At 59.1% G+C, this 20,482-nt stretch carries 25 protein-coding genes, 1 tRNA gene and 1 pseudogene; 8 read left to right on the top strand and 19 right to left on the bottom strand.

Features of this window, described 5'->3' with window-relative positions:
• Window positions 1-56 precede the first annotated feature (56 nt).
• Both CX511_RS09970 and CX511_RS25475 read left to right on the top strand, forming a co-directional pair.
• The gene (locus CX511_RS09970; RefSeq protein ID WP_101292858.1) at window positions 57-479 is read left to right on the top strand and encodes a very short patch repair endonuclease; all 423 of its coding nucleotides are present in this window, start codon (window positions 57-59) and stop codon (window positions 477-479) included.
• Window positions 480-805: 326 nt separating this feature from the next.
• Window positions 806-1,040 (top strand): annotated as a pseudogene (locus CX511_RS25475) (tyrosine-type recombinase/integrase); the annotation flags it as partial.
• A gap of 80 nt (window positions 1,041-1,120) precedes the next feature.
• Here the strand turns inward: CX511_RS25475 and CX511_RS09965 are convergent.
• The 9 genes from CX511_RS09965 to thrS all read right to left on the bottom strand — a co-directional run bounded on the left by CX511_RS09965 (window position 1,121) and on the right by thrS (window position 8,594).
• A tRNA-Pro gene (locus CX511_RS09965) sits at window positions 1,121-1,197 on the bottom strand.
• Between the two features lie 106 nt (window positions 1,198-1,303).
• Window positions 1,304-1,660 (bottom strand): MerR family transcriptional regulator, encoded by a 357-nt coding sequence (locus CX511_RS09960; RefSeq protein WP_010222411.1) that lies wholly within the window; start codon window positions 1,658-1,660, stop codon window positions 1,304-1,306.
• Window positions 1,641-1,943: an integration host factor subunit alpha gene (gene ihfA / locus CX511_RS09955; RefSeq protein ID WP_002553164.1), complete on the bottom strand. Its 303-nt coding sequence runs from the start codon at window positions 1,941-1,943 to the stop codon at window positions 1,641-1,643. Before ihfA ends, CX511_RS09960 begins: the two co-directional genes overlap by 20 nt.
• 3 nt (window positions 1,944-1,946) lie before the next feature.
• The gene (gene pheT / locus CX511_RS09950) at window positions 1,947-4,322 is read right to left on the bottom strand and encodes a phenylalanine--tRNA ligase subunit beta (RefSeq protein ID WP_045184200.1); all 2,376 of its coding nucleotides are present in this window, start codon (window positions 4,320-4,322) and stop codon (window positions 1,947-1,949) included.
• A 36-nt stretch (window positions 4,323-4,358) separates the two neighbouring features.
• Window positions 4,359-5,375 carry a phenylalanine--tRNA ligase subunit alpha gene (gene pheS, locus CX511_RS09945; protein ID WP_045184202.1) on the bottom strand — a complete coding sequence of 339 codons (1,017 nt, stop codon included), beginning with the start codon at window positions 5,373-5,375 and terminating at the stop codon, window positions 4,359-4,361.
• A gap of 104 nt (window positions 5,376-5,479) precedes the next feature.
• Window positions 5,480-5,836: a 50S ribosomal protein L20 gene (rplT, locus tag CX511_RS09940; RefSeq protein WP_045184205.1), complete on the bottom strand. Its 357-nt coding sequence runs from the start codon at window positions 5,834-5,836 to the stop codon at window positions 5,480-5,482.
• 29 nt (window positions 5,837-5,865) lie between these two features.
• Window positions 5,866-6,060 carry a 50S ribosomal protein L35 gene (rpmI, locus tag CX511_RS09935; RefSeq protein WP_027620572.1) on the bottom strand — a complete coding sequence of 65 codons (195 nt, stop codon included), beginning with the start codon at window positions 6,058-6,060 and terminating at the stop codon, window positions 5,866-5,868.
• A 60-nt stretch (window positions 6,061-6,120) separates the two neighbouring features.
• The gene (gene infC, locus CX511_RS09930; RefSeq protein ID WP_177409684.1) at window positions 6,121-6,672 is read right to left on the bottom strand and encodes a translation initiation factor IF-3; all 552 of its coding nucleotides are present in this window, start codon (window positions 6,670-6,672) and stop codon (window positions 6,121-6,123) included.
• Window positions 6,672-8,594: a threonine--tRNA ligase gene (gene thrS, locus CX511_RS09925; protein WP_045184218.1), complete on the bottom strand. Its 1,923-nt coding sequence runs from the start codon at window positions 8,592-8,594 to the stop codon at window positions 6,672-6,674. Before thrS ends, infC begins: the two co-directional genes overlap by 1 nt.
• A gap of 384 nt (window positions 8,595-8,978) precedes the next feature.
• Between thrS and CX511_RS09920 the strand changes: the two genes are divergently transcribed.
• A complete protein-coding gene (locus CX511_RS09920; RefSeq protein WP_101292854.1) occupies window positions 8,979-9,281 on the top strand; it encodes a hypothetical protein in 303 nt (100 codons plus the stop codon).
• A 159-nt stretch (window positions 9,282-9,440) separates the two neighbouring features.
• The gene (locus CX511_RS09915; protein ID WP_007956027.1) at window positions 9,441-9,653 is read left to right on the top strand and encodes a cold-shock protein; all 213 of its coding nucleotides are present in this window, start codon (window positions 9,441-9,443) and stop codon (window positions 9,651-9,653) included.
• Between the two features lie 196 nt (window positions 9,654-9,849).
• Here CX511_RS09915 and CX511_RS09910 read toward each other — a convergent pair whose 3' ends face one another.
• Together CX511_RS09910 and CX511_RS09905 are read right to left on the bottom strand one after the other, a co-directional pair.
• Window positions 9,850-10,161, bottom strand: coding sequence for an I78 family peptidase inhibitor (locus tag CX511_RS09910; RefSeq protein WP_045184225.1), 312 nt, complete (start codon window positions 10,159-10,161; stop codon window positions 9,850-9,852).
• A 145-nt stretch (window positions 10,162-10,306) separates the two neighbouring features.
• Window positions 10,307-10,609, bottom strand: coding sequence for a hypothetical protein (locus CX511_RS09905; RefSeq protein ID WP_045184228.1), 303 nt, complete (start codon window positions 10,607-10,609; stop codon window positions 10,307-10,309).
• A gap of 190 nt (window positions 10,610-10,799) precedes the next feature.
• Between CX511_RS09905 and CX511_RS09900 the strand changes: the two genes are divergently transcribed.
• Window positions 10,800-11,006, top strand: a complete 207-nt coding sequence (locus CX511_RS09900; protein ID WP_045184230.1) for a hypothetical protein — start codon at window positions 10,800-10,802, stop codon at window positions 11,004-11,006.
• Here CX511_RS09900 and CX511_RS09895 read toward each other — a convergent pair.
• The 8 genes from CX511_RS09895 to CX511_RS09860 all read right to left on the bottom strand — a co-directional run bounded on the left by CX511_RS09895 (window position 10,978) and on the right by CX511_RS09860 (window position 18,226).
• Window positions 10,978-12,003 carry a nucleoside hydrolase gene (locus tag CX511_RS09895; protein WP_177409683.1) on the bottom strand — a complete coding sequence of 342 codons (1,026 nt, stop codon included), beginning with the start codon at window positions 12,001-12,003 and terminating at the stop codon, window positions 10,978-10,980. The genes CX511_RS09900 and CX511_RS09895 overlap by 29 nt on opposite strands.
• Window positions 12,004-12,030: 27 nt before the next feature.
• The gene (rbsD, locus tag CX511_RS09890) at window positions 12,031-12,435 is read right to left on the bottom strand and encodes a D-ribose pyranase (RefSeq protein WP_045184235.1); all 405 of its coding nucleotides are present in this window, start codon (window positions 12,433-12,435) and stop codon (window positions 12,031-12,033) included.
• Window positions 12,432-13,340: a ribokinase gene (gene rbsK, locus CX511_RS09885; protein ID WP_101292894.1), complete on the bottom strand. Its 909-nt coding sequence runs from the start codon at window positions 13,338-13,340 to the stop codon at window positions 12,432-12,434. Before rbsK ends, rbsD begins: the two co-directional genes overlap by 4 nt.
• Window positions 13,341-13,353: 13 nt before the next feature.
• Window positions 13,354-14,376, bottom strand: a complete 1,023-nt coding sequence (locus CX511_RS09880; protein WP_101292852.1) for a LacI family DNA-binding transcriptional regulator — start codon at window positions 14,374-14,376, stop codon at window positions 13,354-13,356.
• Between the two features lie 3 nt (window positions 14,377-14,379).
• Window positions 14,380-15,372, bottom strand: coding sequence for an ABC transporter permease (locus tag CX511_RS09875; RefSeq protein WP_045184240.1), 993 nt, complete (start codon window positions 15,370-15,372; stop codon window positions 14,380-14,382).
• Window positions 15,369-16,919: a sugar ABC transporter ATP-binding protein gene (locus tag CX511_RS09870; protein WP_101292850.1), complete on the bottom strand. Its 1,551-nt coding sequence runs from the start codon at window positions 16,917-16,919 to the stop codon at window positions 15,369-15,371. Before CX511_RS09870 ends, CX511_RS09875 begins: the two co-directional genes overlap by 4 nt.
• 47 nt (window positions 16,920-16,966) lie before the next feature.
• Window positions 16,967-17,923, bottom strand: a complete 957-nt coding sequence (locus CX511_RS09865; RefSeq protein ID WP_101292848.1) for a sugar ABC transporter substrate-binding protein — start codon at window positions 17,921-17,923, stop codon at window positions 16,967-16,969.
• 111 nt (window positions 17,924-18,034) lie between these two features.
• Complete coding sequence (locus CX511_RS09860) at window positions 18,035-18,226, bottom strand: hypothetical protein (RefSeq protein ID WP_143527730.1); 192 nt, start codon at window positions 18,224-18,226, stop codon at window positions 18,035-18,037.
• A gap of 30 nt (window positions 18,227-18,256) precedes the next feature.
• Between CX511_RS09860 and CX511_RS09855 the strand changes: the two genes are divergently transcribed.
• The 3 genes from CX511_RS09855 (at window position 18,257) to CX511_RS09845 (ending at window position 20,480) form a co-directional block, all read left to right on the top strand.
• Window positions 18,257-19,345, top strand: coding sequence for an asparaginase (locus CX511_RS09855; protein ID WP_045184250.1), 1,089 nt, complete (start codon window positions 18,257-18,259; stop codon window positions 19,343-19,345).
• A gap of 145 nt (window positions 19,346-19,490) precedes the next feature.
• Window positions 19,491-19,781: a DUF1654 domain-containing protein gene (locus CX511_RS09850; RefSeq protein WP_082071336.1), complete on the top strand. Its 291-nt coding sequence runs from the start codon at window positions 19,491-19,493 to the stop codon at window positions 19,779-19,781.
• Between the two features lie 6 nt (window positions 19,782-19,787).
• Window positions 19,788-20,480, top strand: coding sequence for an endonuclease (locus CX511_RS09845; RefSeq protein WP_101292846.1), 693 nt, complete (start codon window positions 19,788-19,790; stop codon window positions 20,478-20,480).
• Window positions 20,481-20,482: the final 2 nt, after the last annotated feature.

The following is a 20,482-nucleotide window of genomic DNA, read 5'->3' as shown; positions in this document are numbered from 1 at the left end:
CGGTACGCTACCACACTATTAGCTATACTTATATACATTCTCTCTGGAGGTTAACTATGGCAGACTTCCTAACCCCTGAAGAGCGCTCCGAAAGAATGGCCCGAATCAAGAGCGCCCACACTCGACCAGAAGTAGCCCTACGCAAGACTCTCCATAACCTCGGCTTGCGTTACCGGCTGAACAGCGCGACCCTACCAGGAAAACCAGATTTAGTTTTCCCTCGTTACAAAGCAGTTGTTTTTGTACATGGCTGCTTCTGGCATCGTCATCAGAATTGCAATATCGCTACGACGCCCAAAAGCAATACATCATTCTGGGTTGCTAAGTTTTCCAAGAACGTTGCACGTGACGAACGAGTTATTTCACTTCTGAGATCATTAGGATGGAGAGTTTTTGTAGTGTGGGAATGTGAAGTCAGCTCTTTAAAAAAAGCAAAAGCTACCGGACTTAAACTGTCCAATCTTATTCGCAGCATATAGAAGCACCATAGCACCTTGATTCTTCAAGGCCAAAACGCCTATGAATTGAAATTTCTTTCAGCTTCAAATTCTGGTTCGCGACTGCTCCCTCATAGCAATTGTATCGTGAACAGAGATAATCAGCACACCGTATCGACCTCTTGCTGACAGGGCTAGATACTCATTCAGATAAACTGTATTCCGGACGGCATTCCCAAAAGTTTTTATTGTTGAAAAAATTCATTAAGATCATAAATTTATAGAATCTGTTCAACTTACCCCGGCACGTCGACTCACATTGATGACCAGGCATTTGAGCCTTTCATCAAAGCTCTTCAGAGCGAAAGCAGGAGAAAAACCTACGCCCTGCTGGCCTGGGCATGCCTCCATCAGGCTTCACGATCTCAAGCGCACGGAGTAGCAGAGGAAGACCGCAAGGCACTTCTAGGGCACAAGAACGAAAGCATCATCAGTCATTACTCTGGCGACAAGCTAGGTCAGCTGATCGAGGCAGAAAAATTGGTATTGGCCACTGATTCGGGAGGACCAGTGCTGACGATTCTGACGAGAAGGTCGGGATGAAAAAACGCCAAGTCACTCAAAAAATCACTAAGACCAGAAACAACAAAGCCACCCGAAGGTGGCTTAGTCGTTCTAAATAATGGTCGGGACGGAGTGATTCGAACACTCGACCCCTTGCACCCCATGCAAGTGCGCTACCGGGCTGCGCTACGCCCCGACTGGGCTTGAAGCATGTTCCCCTAGTTACTGAGAACGTTGAAGAATGTACCCTAACCTTTTGAATTTTGGAAGCATTTTTTCCAAAATTCCCGGCCCGATACGGGCTACTTCTTCAGCACCACCAACACATCTTCCAACTCGACAATCATCTGCCGGATCAGCTGTTTGTACTGGGTGGTGTCGTCCTTGGCTTCATCGCCAGAGAGGCGCAAACGCGCCCCGCCGATGGTGAAGCCCTGGTCGTACAGCAGCGCGCGGATCTGGCGGATCATCAGCACGTCTTGGCGCTGATAGTACCGCCGGTTACCGCGGCGCTTCACCGGGTTGAGTTGGGGGAATTCCTGCTCCCAGTAGCGAAGCACATGCGGTTTTACCGCACAAAGCTCACTCACTTCACCAATGGTGAAGTAGCGTTTGCCTGGAATCGGCGGAAGCTCGTCGTTATGACTTGGTTCCAGCATAGGCCTCAACTCGGGCTTTCAACTTCTGCCCTGGACGAAAGGTGACGACTCGACGCGCCGTGATCGGGATCTCTTCCCCTGTTTTGGGGTTGCGGCCCGGCCGCTGGCGTTTGTCACGCAGGTCAAAATTGCCGAATCCGGACAATTTGACCTGCTCGTTGTCTTCTAGAGCGTGCCTGATTTCCTCAAAGAACAGTTCAACCAATTCCTTGGCTTCACGTTTGTTCAGGCCCAGCTCCTCGTACAGCCGTTCGGCCATCTCAGCTTTCGTCAGAGCACCCATACGCTATTTCCTTAACGTGGTGTTCAACCTTTGTTCGAGCGAGGTGAGGATGTTTTGCGTTGCAGTATTCACCTCTTCATCGTTAAGAGTGCGCGATGGATGCTGCCAGGTCAAGCCAACGGCCAGGCTTTTTCTATCAGGATCAATGCCTTTACCCTGATAAACATCAAACAGCCTGAGGTCCGTGAGCCATTCGCCTGCATTGTCACGAATTACTTCAAGCACCGAGCTCGAAGCAACATCACGTCCTGCTACCAAGGCCAGGTCACGACGCACTTCCGGGAATTTCGACAGTTCGCTGAACTTTGGCAGGCGGCCATCGGCCACTTCACCCAGTACCAGCTCAAAGACGAACACCGGACGGTCGAGGCCGAGGGTCTTGGCCAGCTCTGGGTGGATGGCACCCAGGTAGCCGACTTCGCGACCATCACGCTCGATGCGTGCGGTTTGGCCCGGGTGCAGCGCCGGGTGTTGGCCCGGTACGAAGCTGAACTCGGCCAAAGAGCCGGAGAAGCCCAGCACCGCTTCTACGTCTGCTTTCACGTCGAAGAAGTCGATGGTGTCGCGACCGTTTGCCCAGCCTTCTGGCAGGCGGCTGCCGCAGACGACACCGGCGAGCATTGGCTCTTGCTTGAGGTCGCCCAGCTGGCCGACGAAGCGCAGGCCGCTCTCGAACATGCGAACGCGGTCTTGCTGACGGTTGAGGTTGTGCTGCAGGGACTTGACCAGGCCCGGCCACAGGGAGGCACGCATGGCCGCCATGTCGCTGGAGATCGGGTTGGCCAGCAGCAGCGGCTCGACGCCAGGGGTGAACAGTTCGAACAGTTTCGGGTCGATGAAGCTGTAGGTGATCGCTTCCTGGTAGCCACGGGCAACCAGCAGACGGCGCAGGGCCGGCAGTTCGCCACGGGCTTCGGCCTTGGCTTGTGGGGCCAGGCGCGCTTGCGGGTAACGTACCGGCAGGCGGTTGTAGCCGTACAGGCGAGCCAGCTCTTCGATCAGGTCGACTTCCAGGCTGATATCGAAGCGGTGGCTAGGTACTTCGACCTGCCACTGCCCTTCCCCGGTGGTGGTTTTCAGGCCCAGGCCGTTGAGCAGTTGCTCGACTTCGGCGCTGGCCATTTCCATGCCCAGCATCTGGGTAAGGCGCTCGGCGCGCAGGGTGATCGGTGCAACCTTCGGCAGGTGCGCTTCGCTGGTGACGTCGACCACAGGGCCGGCTTCGCCGCCAACGATGTCCAGCAGCAGGCCAGTGGCGCGCTCGATGGCTTCGCGGGCCAACTGCGAGTCGACACCGCGCTCGTAGCGGTGCGAGGCATCGGTGTGCAGGCCGTAGGAACGGGCCTTGCCAGCCACCGAAATCGGTTCGAAGAAGGCGCTTTCGAGGAAGATGTCGCGGGTGGTGGCGGAAACACCGCTGTGCTCGCCACCCATGACGCCGGCGATAGCCAGGGCGCGGGAGTGGTCGGCGATGACCAGGGTGTCGCTACGCAGCGCCACTTCCTGACCGTCGAGCAGAACGAGCTTCTCGCCCTCCTCGGCCATGCGCACGCGGATACCGCCGTTGATCTCGGCGAGATCGAAGGCGTGCATCGGCTGGCCGAGTTCGAGCATCACGTAGTTGGTGATGTCGACGGCAGCGTCGATGCTGCGCACGTCGGAGCGACGCAGACGTTCAACCATCCACAATGGCGTTGGGCGCGACAGGTCGACGTTACGGATAACGCGGCCCAGGTAGCGTGGGCAGGCCGCTGGGGCCAGCACTTCAACCGGACGCACTTCGTCGTGGGCAGCAGCAACGGCCGGCACCGCCAGGCGGGTCACCGGTACGTCGTACAGGGCACCGACGTCACGCGCAAGGCCAGCCACCGACAGGCAGTCGCCACGGTTCGGGGTCAGGCCGATTTCGATGCTGGCGTCGTCCAGGTCCAGGTACACGCGAATGTCTTCGCCAACCGGGGCGTCGGCCGCCAGCTCGAGCAGGCCGTCGTTTTCTTCGCTGATCTGCAGCTCGGCCGCCGAGCACAGCATGCCGTTGGACTCAACGCCACGCAGCTTGGCTTTCTTGATCTTGAAGTCGCCTGGCAGTTCGGCACCGATCATGGCGAACGGGATCTTCAGGCCAGGGCGCACGTTGGGCGCGCCGCACACTACCTGGAAGGTCTCGCTGCCGTTGCTGACCTGGCACACGCGCAGTTTGTCGGCGTCGGGGTGCTGTTCGGTGCTCAGTACCTCACCGACGACGATGCCGCTGAATTGACCCGCCGCTGGCGTTACGCTGTCGACTTCAAGGCCGGCCATCGAAAGACGGGCAACCAGATCGTCTCGGGATACCTGCGGGTTGACCCAACCGCGCAGCCATTTTTCACTGAATTTCATCCTGCTCTCCTGAAAGATTCGTTACGGGTGCGCGACCTAGCGAAATTGCGCAAGGAACCGCAAGTCGTTGTCGAAGAACAGGCGCAAATCGTTGACGCCGTAACGCAGCATGGCCAGGCGCTCGGCGCCCATGCCGAAGGCAAAGCCCTGGAACTCTTCAGGGTCGATGCCCGACATGCGCAGCACGTTCGGGTGAACCATGCCGCAACCCATGACTTCCAGCCAGCCGGTCTGTTTGCACACGCGGCAACCTTTGCCGGTACAGATCACGCACTGGATGTCGACTTCAGCCGATGGCTCGGTGAAGGGGAAGAAGGACGGACGGAAGCGTACCGCCAGTTCCTTTTCGAAGAACACCCGCAGGAATTCTTCGATGGTGCCTTTGAGGTCGGCAAAATTGATGTCGCGATCGATCAGCAGGCCTTCGACCTGGTGAAACATCGGCGAGTGGGTCAGGTCCGAGTCGCAGCGATAAACGCGGCCCGGGCACACAATGCGGATTGGCGGCTGGCTGGACTCCATGGTCCGCACTTGCACAGGCGAAGTGTGAGTGCGCAGCAGCATGTTGGCATTGAAGTAGAAGGTGTCATGCATTGCCCGCGCCGGGTGGTGGCCGGGAATGTTGAGGGCTTCGAAGTTGTGGTAGTCGTCTTCGACCTCAGGGCCTTCGGCGATGCCGTAGCCGATGTGGGTGAAGAACTGCTCGATGCGCTCCAGGGTGCGGGTGATCGGATGCAGACCACCGGAGGTCTGGCCACGGCCCGGCAGGGTCACATCAATGCACTCGGCCGCCAGACGGGCGCTGAGTTCGGCTTCTTCGAAGGCCGCCTTGCGCGCGTTAAGCACCTCGGTGACGCGTTCCTTGGCGTCGTTGATCAGCGCGCCAACTTTTGGCCGCTCTTCGGCAGGCAGGTTGCCCAGGGTCTTCATCACCTGAGTCAGTTCGCCTTTCTTGCCAAGGAATTGAACCCGGATCTGTTCCAGGGCATTGATGTCTTCAGCGCGTTCCACGGCCTCCAGGGCTTGGGAGACCAGCGCGTCCAGGTTTTCCATGTACAGACTCCAGATACGAAATAGGGGAAGAGCGCAGGCTCTTCCCCTATTAAGACGTTTAACACCTGGCGCCGGAAATGACGCCAAGTGATTGTCGGGGGTACTTAAGCCAGCGTGGCTTTAGCTTTCTCGACAATCGCAGCAAACGCCGCTTTTTCGTTCACTGCCAGATCAGCCAGAACCTTACGGTCGATTTCGATCGACGCTTTTTTCAGGCCAGCGATCAGGCGGCTGTAAGACAGACCGTTGACGCGAGCACCAGCGTTGATACGAGCGATCCACAGAGCGCGGAACTGACGTTTTTTCTGACGACGGTCGCGGTAGGCGTATTGGCCTGCCTTGATGACCGCTTGCTTGGCAACACGGAATACGCGCGAGCGTGCACCGTAGTAGCCTTTAGCCAGTTTCAGAATTTTCTTGTGACGCTTACGAGCGATGACGCCACGCTTTACACGAGCCATGAGTAACTTCCTCTATCTTTAACCAAAAATTAACGAAGGCGCAGCATGCGCTCGACTTTTGCCACGTCCGACGCGTGCAGCAGGCTGCTACCGCGAAGTTGACGCTTACGCTTGGTCGACATTTTGGTCAGGATGTGGCTCTTAAAAGCGTGCTTGTGCTTGATGCCGTTAGCCGTTTTCAAGAAACGCTTGGCTGCACCGCTTTTGGTTTTCATCTTTGGCATGTTCGGATACTCCGCATTCAGTTGATAAACATAACCGCAAGGCCTGCCGTGCCCTGGTGGTTATTTCTTTTTCTTGGGGGCGATGACCATCAAAAGCTGGCGTCCTTCCATCTTAGGATGCTGTTCGACGGTCCCGTATTCGACGAGATCAGCTTCGATCCGCTTCAACAGTTCCATACCCAGCTCCTGGTGGGCCATCTCACGACCACGGAATCTCAGAGAGATTTTGGTCTTGTCCCCATCACTAAGGAAACGTACCAGGTTGCGTAGTTTTACCTGGTAATCCCCTTCCTCCGTCCCTGGACGAAACTTGATTTCTTTGATCTGGATGATCTTCTGGTTCTTCTTCGCCGCAGCCTGCTGCTTTTTCTTCTCGAACAGGCTCTTGCCGTAGTCCAAGACTTTGCACACAGGGGGTACGGCGTCAGCAGAAATTTCTACCAGATCCAGCTTCGCTTCTTCAGCGATACGAAGCGCTTCTTCAATCGAGACGATGCCCAACTGCTCGCCGTCAGCGCCAATTAACCGAACCTCACGTGCCGAGATATTCTCGTTGATCGGGGCCTTCGGTGCAGCTCGTTTATCGTTTCTCATTTCACGCTTAATAGTAATTACTCCGAATCTTGGCGACCACGCCGGGAAACCGCTTGCGCGAGCAAGTCCGCGAACTGGGCGACGGGCATCGAGCCCAGGTCTACACCTTCGCGGGTACGCACAGCGACAGTTTGCGTTTCGACTTCCCGATCCCCGATAACCAGGAGATAAGGAACCTTGAGCAAGGTATGCTCGCGGATCTTAAAGCCAATTTTCTCATTTCTCAAGTCGGACTTGGCACGGAAACCGCTTTCGGCCAGAGTTTTTTCCACTTGCTGAGCAAATTCAGCCTGTTTGTCGGTGATATTCATGATCACCGCCTGGGTTGGCGCCAGCCAAGCCGGGAACGCACCTTCGTAGTGCTCGATCAGAATTCCGACGAAACGCTCGAACGAACCGAGAATGGCGCGGTGCAGCATCACAGGGTGCTTGCGGCCGTTATCTTCGGAGACGAATTCTGCGCCCAGGCGGATCGGCAGGTTGAAGTCGAGCTGCAGGGTACCACACTGCCAGACGCGACCCAGGCAATCCTTGAGCGAGAACTCGATCTTCGGACCGTAGAAGGCGCCCTCGCCCGGCTGCAGGTCGTACGGCAGGCCGGCGCTGTCGAGTGCGGCAGCCAGTGCGGCTTCGGCGCGATCCCACAGCTCATCGGAACCCACGCGCTTTTCAGGGCGAGTGGACAGCTTCATTACCACGTCGGTAAAGCCGAAGTCGGCGTAGACGTCCATGGTCAGCTTGATGAAGGCTGCGGATTCGGACTGCATCTGCTCTTCGGTGCAGAAGATATGCGCGTCATCCTGGGTAAAACCACGCACACGCATGATGCCGTGCAGCGCACCCGACGGCTCGTTACGGTGGCACGCACCGAACTCGGCCAGACGCAGCGGCAGCTCGCGGTAGCTCTTCAGGCCTTGGTTGAACACCTGCACGTGGCATGGGCAGTTCATTGGCTTGATGGCATAGTCGCGGTTTTCCGACTGGGTGGTGAACATGTTGTCGGCGTAGTTGGCCCAGTGGCCCGACTTCTCCCACAGCGAACGGTCAACAACCTGCGGAGTTTTGATCTCCTGGTAGCCGTTGTCACGCTGCACCTTGCGCATGTACTGCTCGAGCACTTGGTACAAGGTCCAGCCGTTAGGGTGCCAGAACACCATGCCCGGCGCTTCTTCCTGGAGGTGGAACAGGCCCAGGCGCTTGCCGATTTTACGGTGGTCGCGTTTTTCTGCTTCTTCGATGCGCTGAATGTAAGCCGCCAGCTGCTTCTTGTCGGCCCAGGCGGTGCCGTAGACGCGCTGCAACTGCTCGTTTTTAGCGTCGCCGCGCCAGTAGGCGCCGGACAGCTTGGTGAGCTTGAAGGACTTCAGGAAACGAGTGTTCGGCACGTGCGGACCGCGGCACATGTCGACGTATTCTTCGTGGTAATACAGGCCCATGGCCTGTTCATCCGGCATGTCTTCGACCAGGCGCAGCTTGTAGTCTTCGCCACGGGCCTTGAACACTTCGATCACCTCGGCGCGCGGGGTGACCTTCTTGATGACGTCGTAGTCCTTTTCGATCAGCTGCTGCATGCGCTGCTCGATGGCCGCCATGTCATCAGGGGTGAAAGGACGCTCGAAGGCGATGTCATAATAGAAGCCTTCGTCAATGACCGGACCGATGACCATTTTGGCGGTCGGGTACAGTTGCTTGACCGCGTGGCCGACCAGGTGGGCGCACGAGTGACGGATGATCTCCAGCCCCTCTTCGTCCTTGGGCGTGATGATTTGCAGGCGAGCGTCGTGTTCGATCAGGTCGCAGGCGTCGACCAGCTTACCGTCGACTTTACCGGCAACGGTGGCTTTGGCCAGGCCGGCACCAATGGATGCGGCGACTTCAGCTACGGATACGGCGTGGTCGAAAGAACGTTGACTGCCATCGGGAAGAGTAATAATGGGCATGGCGCCTCCTCTCCTAGTGGTGACCCCTACCAAAGGTCACGTGGGTTGGGATGAGCCAGTACGCGATCCGCCCCTGTCTTTGCCAAAAGCAAAGCCTGCCTCACAGTGGCAGAAGCCCGAAAGCCTGCCAGGGAACGAACCAGAGTGACTGGAATAGTAAAAATACAGGTGTGAGCTGCAAGCCACTAGCTGCAAGAAAAGCTGGCGGCGAACTCAAGCCAGGCATGCTAGCACAAAGCTTTGCGGCGATTGCGGGCAGATTGACCGAGAGGGCAGAAAAATTCGGAAATTGCGCCGCTGGGGTGAACTTGCGTGGTTTTTTTCCGCTCAGAGTGGGTGAAGCGTCCTACTCTTGTGAGACTCGACCCCAAGGAGTGTTTGGTTATGCGACTTCAGTCTCTTCTGGCCCTGGCGGCTGCCTCTGCCCTGTTGCTGCCGCTCGGTGCACACGCCGGCAAGCTGCCTCCCGACTACCAGTCCACCTGTGTTGCGCAAGCGCAGAAGCAGAACCCAAAACTTACAATGGCCATGGCCGATGAGCACTGCGATTGCGCAGGCAAGGTGCTCGAACAGAAGCTTAGCGATAAGGAGATCAAAGACCTCGACACCCTGCAAGATGGCATAGACGCCGCTGTAATGGAGCGCGCGCAAAAAGAAATTGCAGCCGCCTGCCCCCCGAAAAAATAGGCCTTTGGCCGGGTTATCTATCGCTATTTTGCTCCAGATCAGCAATCTGCGAAGGTAAAAGGGGCTACAAGCCCATAATTAGACTATGATGGTCGGGTGCACCCTGTTGGCCTCGGCAACACCGCACTACTGAAAATCATGTTTCTTGGAGATACACCCATGTCTAATCGCCAAACCGGCACCGTAAAATGGTTCAACGATGAGAAAGGCTTCGGCTTCATCACTCCACAAGGTGGCGGCGACGACCTGTTCGTACACTTCAAGGCTATCGAAACCGACGGTTTCAAAAGCCTGAAGGAAGGCCAGACCGTTTCCTTCGTTGCCGAAAAAGGCCAGAAGGGCATGCAGGCTGCACAAGTTCGTCCAGAGTAAGCTCTGACCGAATAAAAAAACCCGTCCATGTGACGGGTTTTTTTGTGCCTGTTTTTTGGAGGGTACGCACCGTAGCCGCTGCCGCCAGGCTGCGATCGGCTGCGTGGCAGCCGCAAACGGGCCAGCGCGTACACTCAGCGGCGCTGTGACCGCTTCGCGCCCAATCGCAGCCTGGCGGCAGCGGCTACGTCTGGCGTCAGCCGCAGTTGACGCGGGTGACTACGCCTTGAGCATCGGCGTTTATGTTCAGGCGCTCGGAGCGGTACTCCAGGGTCACAACATCATGCGGGCCAAGGGCACGGGCCATTTGCGAGCCGCTGGCTTTGCGCGCCTGCTCAACCAACGCCGGAGTGACCTGCTTGCCGACGGCGAACTCCGCCCCGCGGGCCTCGCAACGACCATCGTTGTTCGCCGCTGCCGATGGCGCCGCCGACGACGAACCGCCTGTGTTGCTGCAACCGGCCAGAACGGCGACCGCCAATAGGCTCATCAATGATGCACGGAACATGAATCCTCCTTTGAATACGGGAATACTGCTGCCCATGAGACAGCCTCGCTGGTTTTTCGTTGCAAAACCCGTCAAGTCTGCCTGAGCCAGCGCACTCAGGTAAAAACCCAATCGTCACGGGATTTTGCACAACAGCCAGTACAGCTCAGTACAGATCGATGTAATCGCTCGAAGGTTTTGGCCAGTTGGCCTTCAACACGTTGAACACCTGCAACACCCAGCGCTCGTCCGCTGCCGCCTGTTCGCCAACGCAACCGGAGCCGGCCGACCAGGTTTCCAGACGAAAGGCCAAGCCCTCCAGGTCACGCCCACCGACCACGGGCGACAACCAGGCGATACCACCGCGGTTGACCCGCAACTGGTTGTGCACGGCATTGCTGCCAGCAGCGAGCAAGGCACGCACAGCCTCAAGGGTGAACTGTTCGGGGTTGTTCAAATCGATCTGCACAGCGCTGTTCCGACAAACTGGAAACCGTTAGTTTGCCATGCCCCCTGCTCTTATGCCTAAGTCGCAGTGCCCTGGCCAGCAACGGCATGATTTACTGCAGCCTTGGGCGGAGCGCAATCAGGCCTCCCCTTCAAACGCCAGGGCCCGGCATTTGAACCTACAGCGCGCGCAGTTTTATCCGGAATAAATCATGACAAGCCACATCATCGATGCCGACATCAAGGTCAAGTGGCCCGAGGGCCAAAGTGCCTACAGCCCCGCCAGCGCCGAAGAATTGATACTGATTGCCGTCGACCTGCTGGTCAAAGACCTCGGCTACGAGGCTGCCCGCAGCTTTGTGGCCCAGGTCTTCGAACACCACAAGCAGGCTACTTCAGACGCGCAAGCCGCGTACTGAGCAGGTCAAAAAAGCCCTGGGCATCGCCACTGTCGATCCACATGACGTTGCTCGGCTGTTCCAGCGTGTTGTACCAGTCAGCAATGGTCTGGCCATAGGTCGGGCCTTCGCGGCTGTCGACCTGCATGTTGATCTGCCGGCCCTTGAACAGCTCGGGCTTGAGCAGGTAGGCGATGACGCTGGCGTCATGCACCGGCCCTCCCGGCATGCCGTAGTGTTCCATGTCGGTTTTGACATAGGCATTGAGGATATCCACCACCAGCTTGCTGGCCTGGTTGTCCACCGCTGCCAGTTGCTTGAGCCTTGCTTCGCTGGTGAGCACCTTGTGGGTAACATCCAGCGGCAGGTACGTCAGTTTAACCCCGCTGCTGAGCACCACTTCGGCGGCTTCAGGGTCGGCATACAGGTTGAACTCGGCCACCGGGGTGATGTTGCCACCGTTGAAATGGGCGCCGCCCATCACTACCACTTCCTTGATGCCCCGCGTGATGTCCGGTGCCTGGATCAAGGCCAAGGCGAGGTTGGTCTGCGGGCCGAGCATGGCCACGGTAATGCTGTGCGGCTCAGCCTTGCTCAGGGTGTCGATCAGGTACTGCACGGCATTGCCTTTGGCCAGGCCTTGCTTGGGTTCATGCACCGGAACACCTGGCAAGCCCTCCTCGCCATGGATGTTCGCCGCGTAGATCGGCGTGCGCAGCAACGGCTTGGGCGCACCGGCGTATACCGGAATGTCTTCACGCCCGCCCCACTCCCGCGCCAGGCGCGCATTGCGCGAGGTCTTGTCCAGGCGCACGTTGCCCGCCACCGTGGTGATGGCGCGAATCTTCAGTTCATCCGGTGAGGCCATGGCCAACAGCAACGCCACGACATCGTCGGCACCCGGATCGGTATCGATGATCAGGTCGATCGGGGCGGCCTGGGCGGTACCCGCCGAGAGCAGAGACATAAGCACAATTCCTTGAAGCAAACGTTTGGCAGGTTGAATCAATTCAATCATCGGACACGTCCTTGTTGAGGCAAGAATCTAGAAAGTGACGCCAGCGATCAAGACGATATTGCTGTAGGGCTGGCATTCACCGGTGCGTACCACTGCGCGGGCAGCACGGCTGAGCTGTTTGAACTCGGTATGGCTGAGCAGATTACGTGCACCAAGCTGGCCATGGGCAAAGCTTTGTTCGATGGCGGTCAGGCCTGGGGGATTGGCTTTGAACATTTCCTCGGCGAGTACATGACTCTCGACCTGCATCTCGCTCAACACGGCACGCAGCACGCTGGCAAAGTCGGGGATCCCTGGGGTCAGCGCCAGATCAATCAGCTCGACGTTTGGTGGCACCGGCAAACCGGCGTCGCCGATGACCAGGATGTCGCCATGCCCCAGCGAGGCAATGACCCGTGACAGGGCGATATTGAGCAAGGGCGTCTTTTTCATGGCTGCAGCTCGGCCAGGTAGGGAATCGACGGTTGCGCACCCGCACGCGTGACAGACAGGGCGGCGGCACGCTGGCCGAAGGCAATTGCCTCGCCCTCCTCCACGCCCCGCGCCAGCGCGGCGGCGAAACCGCCCACAAAGGTATCACCCGCGGCGGTGGTATCGACGGGCTGAACCACCGGCGCCGGGAAGTGCCGCATGCCCTGGGCACTGGCAAACAATGCGCCTTGCGCACCGAGGGTGACAATCACGTTTTTGACGCCAAGGCTGCGCAAGTGACTGGCGGCAACTTCGGCGCTGGTCAGGTCAATCACCGGAAGACCGGTCAGCGCTTGTGCTTCACTCTCGTTGGGGATCAGGTAGTCGATAGCGCTGTGCCAGTTCAACGGCAATGGCCCGGTGCACGGTGCCGGGTTAAGGATCACCGTCTTGCCCAGGGCACGGCCGCGTTCCAGGGTGTAGGCCACCGTCTGCGGTGGTACTTCCAGCTGACAGATAATCACCTCGGCGCCCTGCAGCATGGCATCGAACGCCTGCACCGATTCCGGCAGCAACTGGCCGTTGCCACCGGGAATGATAACGATGGAATTCTGGCTGCTGGCATCGACCACAATCAGCGCCAACCCGCTCGACACCCCCGGGCACACCGCCACACCCTGGCAGTCGATCTGCTCGTCAAGTAGAGCCTGACGCATTTGCTGACCATAGGCATCGTCGCCAACATTGCCGATCATCGCCACCGACGCCCCGAGCCGCGCGGCAGCCACGGCCTGGTTGGCGCCCTTGCCGCCCGGCACCGTGGCAAACGACTCACCCGCCAGGGTCTCGCCGGCACGCGGCAGGCGCTGGGCGCGGGCGACCAGGTCCATGTTGAGACTTCCTACCACTACAACCTTGGCTCGCATGTGCATGTCGCTCTTAGCGGTAATCATTGAAAAGATCTGGTCGTGGCGCCGTGGACTCGCGCAGGACGATTTTCGGCTCGACGATGCGCTGCTCCGGCGCACCGCGCAGGGGCTGAGCGATACGCGACAGCAACAGCGCCGCGGCGCTTTCACCCAGTTCACGAATCGACTGACCGACTGTGGTCAGCGCCGGGAACACGTAACGGCTGAGCTGAATGTCATCGAAACCAATCACCGACAGCTCGCCAGGTACGCAGATATTGCGCTCGGCAGCAGCGCGCAATACACCGATACCGATCATGTCGTTACCGGCGAAAATCGCTGTCGGCCGCTGCCCTTCGAGCATCTGCGCGGCGGCGGCGTAACCGCCGAGGCTGGTGAAATCGCTGGTGGTAATACGCTCATCGGCCACCGTCATCTGCGCTTCGTGCAACGCTCGCTGAAAGCCCGCCAGGCGTAGCTGGGCGACGCTGGTGCTGGCGGGGCCGCCGATGTAGGCGATGTCCTGGTGGCCCAGTTCGAGCAGGTGCCGGGTCGCCAGGTAAGCACCCAGTTCATGGTCAATGCGCACCAGGTCCGCCTCAACGCCTTCCAGGGCCCGATCGACGATGACCATCGGCGTGCGCACATTGGCCAGGCTGCCCTGCAGGTCGCTGTCTTCACCGACTGAGGCAACGATCAGGCCGTCGATGCGCTTTTCCAGCAGCACGCGCAAATAGCTGCGCTGCTTTTGTGGGTTGTCGTCGGAGTTACACAAGATCACGCAGTAACCGTTGCGCTCGCAGGCATCCTCGATACCCCGCGCCAGCTCGGCGAAGTACGGGTTGACGCTGTTGGGCACCAGCAGGCCGATGGTGGCGGTGCTGCGCGCCTTCAGCGAGCGCGCCACGGCGCTGGGCACATAGTCAAGCTCGACAATGGCCGCCTCGACTTTCAGGCGCACCTGTTCGCTGACCGGGCGGGTCTTGTTCAGTACATGCGACACAGTGGTGTAGGAAATCCCCGCCAGTGCCGCGACATCTTTGATCGTTGCCATTGTTCAGTTCCGCCGACTTGCACGTCGGCTACGGTAGGTGTCGAGGACCACGGCGATGACAATCACCGCCCCGGTAATAATGCGTTTAGTCGGCTCCGATGCGCCGATCTGGGCCAGGCCTGCGGCCAGCACCGAGATGATCAGTACGCCGAAGAAGGTGCTGATCACCGAACCGCGCCCGCCCATCAAGCTGGTGCCGCCGATCACCACGGCGGCGATGACTTGCAGCTCAAGGCCGGAGCCGGCATTGGGGTCAGCGGCCTCCAGGCGGGAAATCTGGAACAGCGCCGCCAGGCCGGCCAGCAGCCCCATCAGCGAGAACACCAGAATCTTGTACGGGCGCGGGTCGATACCGGCCAGGCGCACCGCTTCTTCGTTGGTGCCGATGCCGATCAGGTAGCGGCCGAACACGGTGCGAGTCAGCACCAGTTGGGCGAGGATGATCACCAGCAGCGCGATGATGAACGACGGCGATACGCCAAATGCCAACGGGTTGGACAACCAGGCAAAGGCGTCACCGATATAGGCGGTGCGCGAGTCGGTCAGCTGATAGGCCAGGCCGCGAGCCATCTCCAGCACACCGAGGGAGACAATGAACGATGGAATCCGCCAGGCGACGGTAATCGAACCGGTGATACTCCCGGCCAGCGCCGCCACCCCCATGCCGAGCAAGGCTGCGGGCAGCACACTCCAGCCCCAGCCAAGCATCGCCACACTGACCGCCGACGCGGCCAGGGCCAGCACCGAACCTACCGACAGGTCGATGCCGCCGATAATCAGCACGAAGGTCATGCCTACCGCCAGCACCATCAGGTCGGGGATCTGGTTGGCCAGGGTGCTGAAGGTGCCGTAGGAAAGGAAGTGGCTGCTCAACAACGAGAACAGCACGATCATTGCCAGCAACGCGCCAGCCAGGCCCAGATAAGTTCCGAGACCGAAATAGGTGGCGCTGCGCTTGCTGCTGGGGGCAGCGGTGTCCAATGGCGTGGTTTTCATGGGGTTGTCCTGGGGGCTGCTTCATGCAGCAATGCATCACGTTTCTGATAGCCGGCGAAGGCCGCGGCGAGTAGTTGGTCCTGGCTCCAGTGATCGCGCTCGAAGGTGTCGATCAAGCGCCCGGCACTGAGCACCGCAATGCGGTCACAGATCAGCATCAGTTCGCGCAAATCGCTGGAGACCACCACCAGCGCCTTGCCCTGGCGCGCCAACTCAGCGAGCAGGCCGTAGATGTCGAACTTGGCACCGACGTCGATACCGCGCGTTGGCTCATCGAACAGCAACACCGCGCAGTCGCGCTCCAGCCAGCGGCCAATCACCACCTTCTGCTGATTGCCGCCCGACAACTCGCCGACCACTTGTTCGGGGCTGGAGCTGCGAATGCGCATGGCCGTGATCTGACGCAGGGCCAGCTCACGTTCGGCGCTGCTGTCGAGCACACCCGCGCGAGAAATGGCCGGCAGGTTGCCCAAGGCGATGTTGGCGCTGATCGATTGCGACAACAGCAGGCCTTCACCCTTGCGGTCTTCGGTGATCAGCGCAATGCCTTCACGCACTGCGGCCGAGGGTGAATCGATCTGCACCGGGCGCGCCGGATTGCCCAGCTCGATACTGCCGCTGTCGGCTTGGTCGGCGCCGTAAATCAGGCGCAACAACTCGGTACGGCCCGCGCCAATCAGCCCGGAGATACCGAAGATTTCGCCGCTGCGCACCTGGAAGGACACATCGCACACCTTGTCGGCGCGACTCAGGCCATTGACCTTGAGAATCGGCGCACCGATCTGACGCCGCCCCAGGTCGATGTGTTCGGCCAGTTCGCGACCGACCATCAGGTTGACCAACTGCGCGCTGCTGTAGCGCGCCATAGGCTCGACACACACCAGCTTGCCGTCGCGCAGGACGGCGATGCGCTGGGCGATACGCTTGAGTTCTTCCAGGCGGTGAGAGATGTACACGATGGCCACCCCACGCTGCTGCAGACGTTCGATTTGCGTAAACAGCAACTCGACCTCGCGCGCCGTGAGCATGGCCGTGGGCTCATCGAAAATTAGTACATGGCAGTCGCCGATCAGGTTGCGGGCGATTTCCACCATCTGCTGGTGACCGATGCCCAGCTCGCCGACGGGCATGTCCGGGTCGATGGCCTCCAGGCCGACTTGGGCCATAGCCGCCTGGGCCAACTGGCGCAGGCGCTTGCGATTGATCCAGCCAGCGCGGCTGGGCAGGTTGTCGAGAAACAGGTTCTCGGCCACCGTCAGGGTCGGCAGCAGGTTGAGCTCCTGCATGACCATGCGCACGCCAAGACGCTCGGCAGCGGCGCGGCTGCCAGGCTTGTACGGCTGCCCCTGGTAGTGCATATGGCCGGTGCTGGGCAGCTCAAGGCCACCGATGATTTTCGACAGGGTACTCTTGCCCGCGCCGTTCTCGCCGGTCAGGGCCAATACCTCACCGCGATACAAGCTCAAGTCGATATCGCCCAGCACCGGCTGGGCATATGTCTTGCCGATGGCGCTGACTGAAAGTACGACATCCGTGGTCGCTGACATTGCCTTTTTCTCCTGGCGCCTGCCACTGGCAGGCGCGCATTGGGCGACTACGGTTGGGTCACCAGCTCGACCGGGGTCTGGATGACATTGTCAGCGTCAACTTCCGTTTTTTCGCCTTTGAGCATCTTCAGCGCCGCTTCAATACCGAACACCGCCTGCTTGGCGGCGTACTGGTCGGCGGTGGCGAGGACACGACCGTCCTTGAGCATCGGCTTGATCGCCTTGATATTGTCGTAGCCCACCACCTGCACCTGGCCAGCTTTGCCCGCCGCACGCACGGCCGAGACCGCGCCCAGGGCCATGCTGTCGTTACCGGCAAGCAGCGCCTTGATATCGGGGTGAGCATTGAGCATGGAGGCGGCAACCGCGTTGCCCTTGGCAATTTCCCAGTCGCCCGATTGCACCGAGACGATCTTGATCTGTGCGGCCTCCATCGCATCCTTGAAACCGGCGGTACGTTGCTGGGCGTTGGTGGTAGTCGAAACACCTTCGATGATGCCCACCTCGTCACCCGCCTTGAGCTTCTGCTTGGCCAGGTACTCACCCACCAAGCGTGCACCTTTGCGGTTGTCGGGGCCCACGAACGGCACACTGAGGTTTTTGCTCTTGAGCACCTCGGGGTCGAGGCGGTTGTCGATGTTGACCACAGTGATGCCGGCATCCATGGCCTTCTTCACCACCGGCACCAAAGCCTTCGAGTCAGCAGGCGCAATGACCAGGGCATTGACCCCGGAGACGATCATCTGCTCGACGATGCGAATCTGGTTGCTCGAATCGGTCTCGTCCTTGATGCCGTTGGAGACCAGGTCAAAATCGGCGGCGTGGTCTTTTTGGTAAGCCTTCGCCCCCTCTTCCATGGTCAGGAAAAACTCATTGGCAAGGGATTTCATCACCAGGGCAACCTTGGGCTTTTCGTCAGCCTGGGCCTGGGACAGGGGCATAGCGAGGGACAGTGAGGAAAGTACGGCGACCGCCAAGAGGCGTCCTGCGAACGGCAGCTTCATGAATTCACTCCGGATCTTATGATTTTTATCGGGGTCGCAAACGTTTGCGTTAACTCACTATGCGAATGCCATCTGGCTTTGTCAAATTCACAGCCGGAAACACTCTTAACGTTACATGTCGGAATTATCGTCAAAACCACCGGAAAACCGAACACCCTTTACAAGAATATTCGGCAGGCCGAACATTCGCGGGCCAAGCGTGCGTTTCCATCTTAAATAAAACTCATATAAATCAATAGACTGGAGATGAAACACGACGAACGGCAGAGCTGGCCCGTTTTCTGCTCCCTCCTGCATGTTCACCGCAAACACCATTAATAAGAGAGATCAACAATGAAAGCTGCGCTTAACACCCTCCTTCCGGGCGCTTTGGCCCTGATGCTGCTACTGCCCGCCGGCGTCAACGCCAAAGAAGTCGAAAACCAACAGAAACTGGCCAATGTGGTGATCCTCGCCACTGGCGGCACCATCGCCGGCGCTGGCGCCAGCGCGGCGAACAGCGCGACCTACCAGGCCGCCAAGCTGGGCGTAGACAAGCTGATCGCTGGTGTTCCGGAACTGGCAAACCTTGCCAATGTGCGCGGCGAACAGGTGATGCAGATCGCCTCCGAAAGCATCAGCAACGACAACCTGCTGCAACTGGGCAAACGCGTCGCCGAACTTGCCGACAGCAAAGACGTTGACGGCATCGTCATCACCCACGGTACCGACACCCTGGAAGAGACCGCCTACTTCCTCAACCTGGTCGAGAAGACCGACAAGCCGATCGTTGTCGTCGGCTCGATGCGTCCAGGCACCGCAATGTCCGCTGACGGTATGCTCAACCTGTACAACGCTGTCGCTGTGGCCAGCAACAAGGATTCGCGTGGCAAAGGCGTATTGGTGACCATGAACGACGAGATTCAGTCGGGTCGTGATGTCAGCAAAACCGTCAACATCAAAACCGAAGCCTTCAAGAGCCCATGGGGCCCGCTGGGCATGGTAGTGGAAGGCAAATCCTACTGGTTCCGCCTGCCAGCCAAGCGCCACACCATGGATTCGGAATTCGACATCAAGAAGATCGACAGCCTGCCTGCGGTGGAAATCGCCTACGGTTACGGCAACGTCTCCGACACCGCCTACAAGGCCCTGGCACAAAGTGGCGCCAAGGCGATTATCCACGCTGGCACTGGCAACGGCTCGGTATCGTCACGCGTTGTGCCAGCGCTGCTGGACCTGCGCAAACAAGGCGTACAGATCATTCGTTCCTCGCACGTCAACGCCGGCGGCTTCGTGCTGCGTAACGCCGAGCAGCCTGACGACAAGAACGACTTCGTCGTGGCTCACGACCTGAACCCGCAAAAAGCCCGCATCCTGGCCATGGTCGCTCTGACCAAGACCCAGGACAGCAAAGACCTGCAGCGGATCTTCTGGGAATACTGAGTCCAGCTCCCGGCAACGCTTGCCCGCCCTGTAGGACGGGCAAGCGCACCTCCCCCCACCCTCAGCAAAAAAACTTTAAACAGGCCGCAGCAAACAGCGCGGTTTGCGGTCACATGCGCTCTTTCACTGACAAGCTGTTGCGAAAATGCCTACAGTAAAATACTGTATGCGCATACAGCTAAATAAGGAACGTTTCGTGGCCACCACTTCCGCCCCTGCCAGCAGTTACGAGCAACTGGGCATCCGCATCCAGAAAATCATCAATTCACCGACCGCACAAAAGGCGCGAGCCGCACTGATCTTCCGCCTGGAGCATGAGTCGCCTGACGATTGGGCAACCCTGCTTGAGGAAATCGCCGAGAACGACAACGTCACCCTCGCCTACCGCGATGACGGTGGCGTGCAGATTTTCTGGGTTGTGCCAAAGGAAGATTGACCGCGCATGAGAGTTTCGTTTTTTGCAGTCGCTTGCCTGCTGTTCAGTATTACTGCCGCCCACGCCGATGCACCCCGCACCTTCAGCGAAGCCAAGAAGATTGCCTGGCGCCTGTATGCGCCGCAGTCCACCGAGTTTTACTGTGGCTGCAAGTACAACGGCAACAAGGTCGACCTTGCGGCGTGCGGCTACGTTCCACGTAAAAACGCCAACCGCGCTTCGCGCATCGAATGGGAGCACATCGTCCCGGCCTGGCAAATCGGCCATCAGCGCCAGTGCTGGCAGGACGGCGGGCGCAAGAACTGTACCCGTAATGACAGGGTCTTCCAGCGCGCTGAAGCCGACCTGCACAACCTGGTGCCGAGCATCGGTGAGGTCAACGGTGATCGCAGCAACTTCAGTTTTGGCTGGTTGCCCGAACAGCGCGGACAGTACGGGTCGTGCCTGACCCAAGTGGACTTCAAAGCCAAGAAGGTCATGCCACGCCCGTCAATCCGCGGGATGATTGCACGCACCTACTTCTATATGAGCAAGCAGTACAGCCTCAAGCTGTCGAAACAGGACCGCCAGCTCTATGAGGCCTGGAACAAAACCTACCCGCCACAACCCTGGGAGCGCCAGCGCAATCAACGTGTGGCCTGCGTGATGGGCCACGGCAATGAGTTTGTCGGCCCGGTTAACCTCAGCGCCTGCGGCTGAGG

This window comes from Pseudomonas sp. S06B 330 (genome assembly GCF_002845275.2).
Lineage (GTDB): Bacteria > Pseudomonadota > Gammaproteobacteria > Pseudomonadales > Pseudomonadaceae > Aquipseudomonas.
The sequence above is the reverse complement of the archived record's forward strand: the minus strand, read 5'-3'. Positions and strand labels throughout refer to the sequence as shown.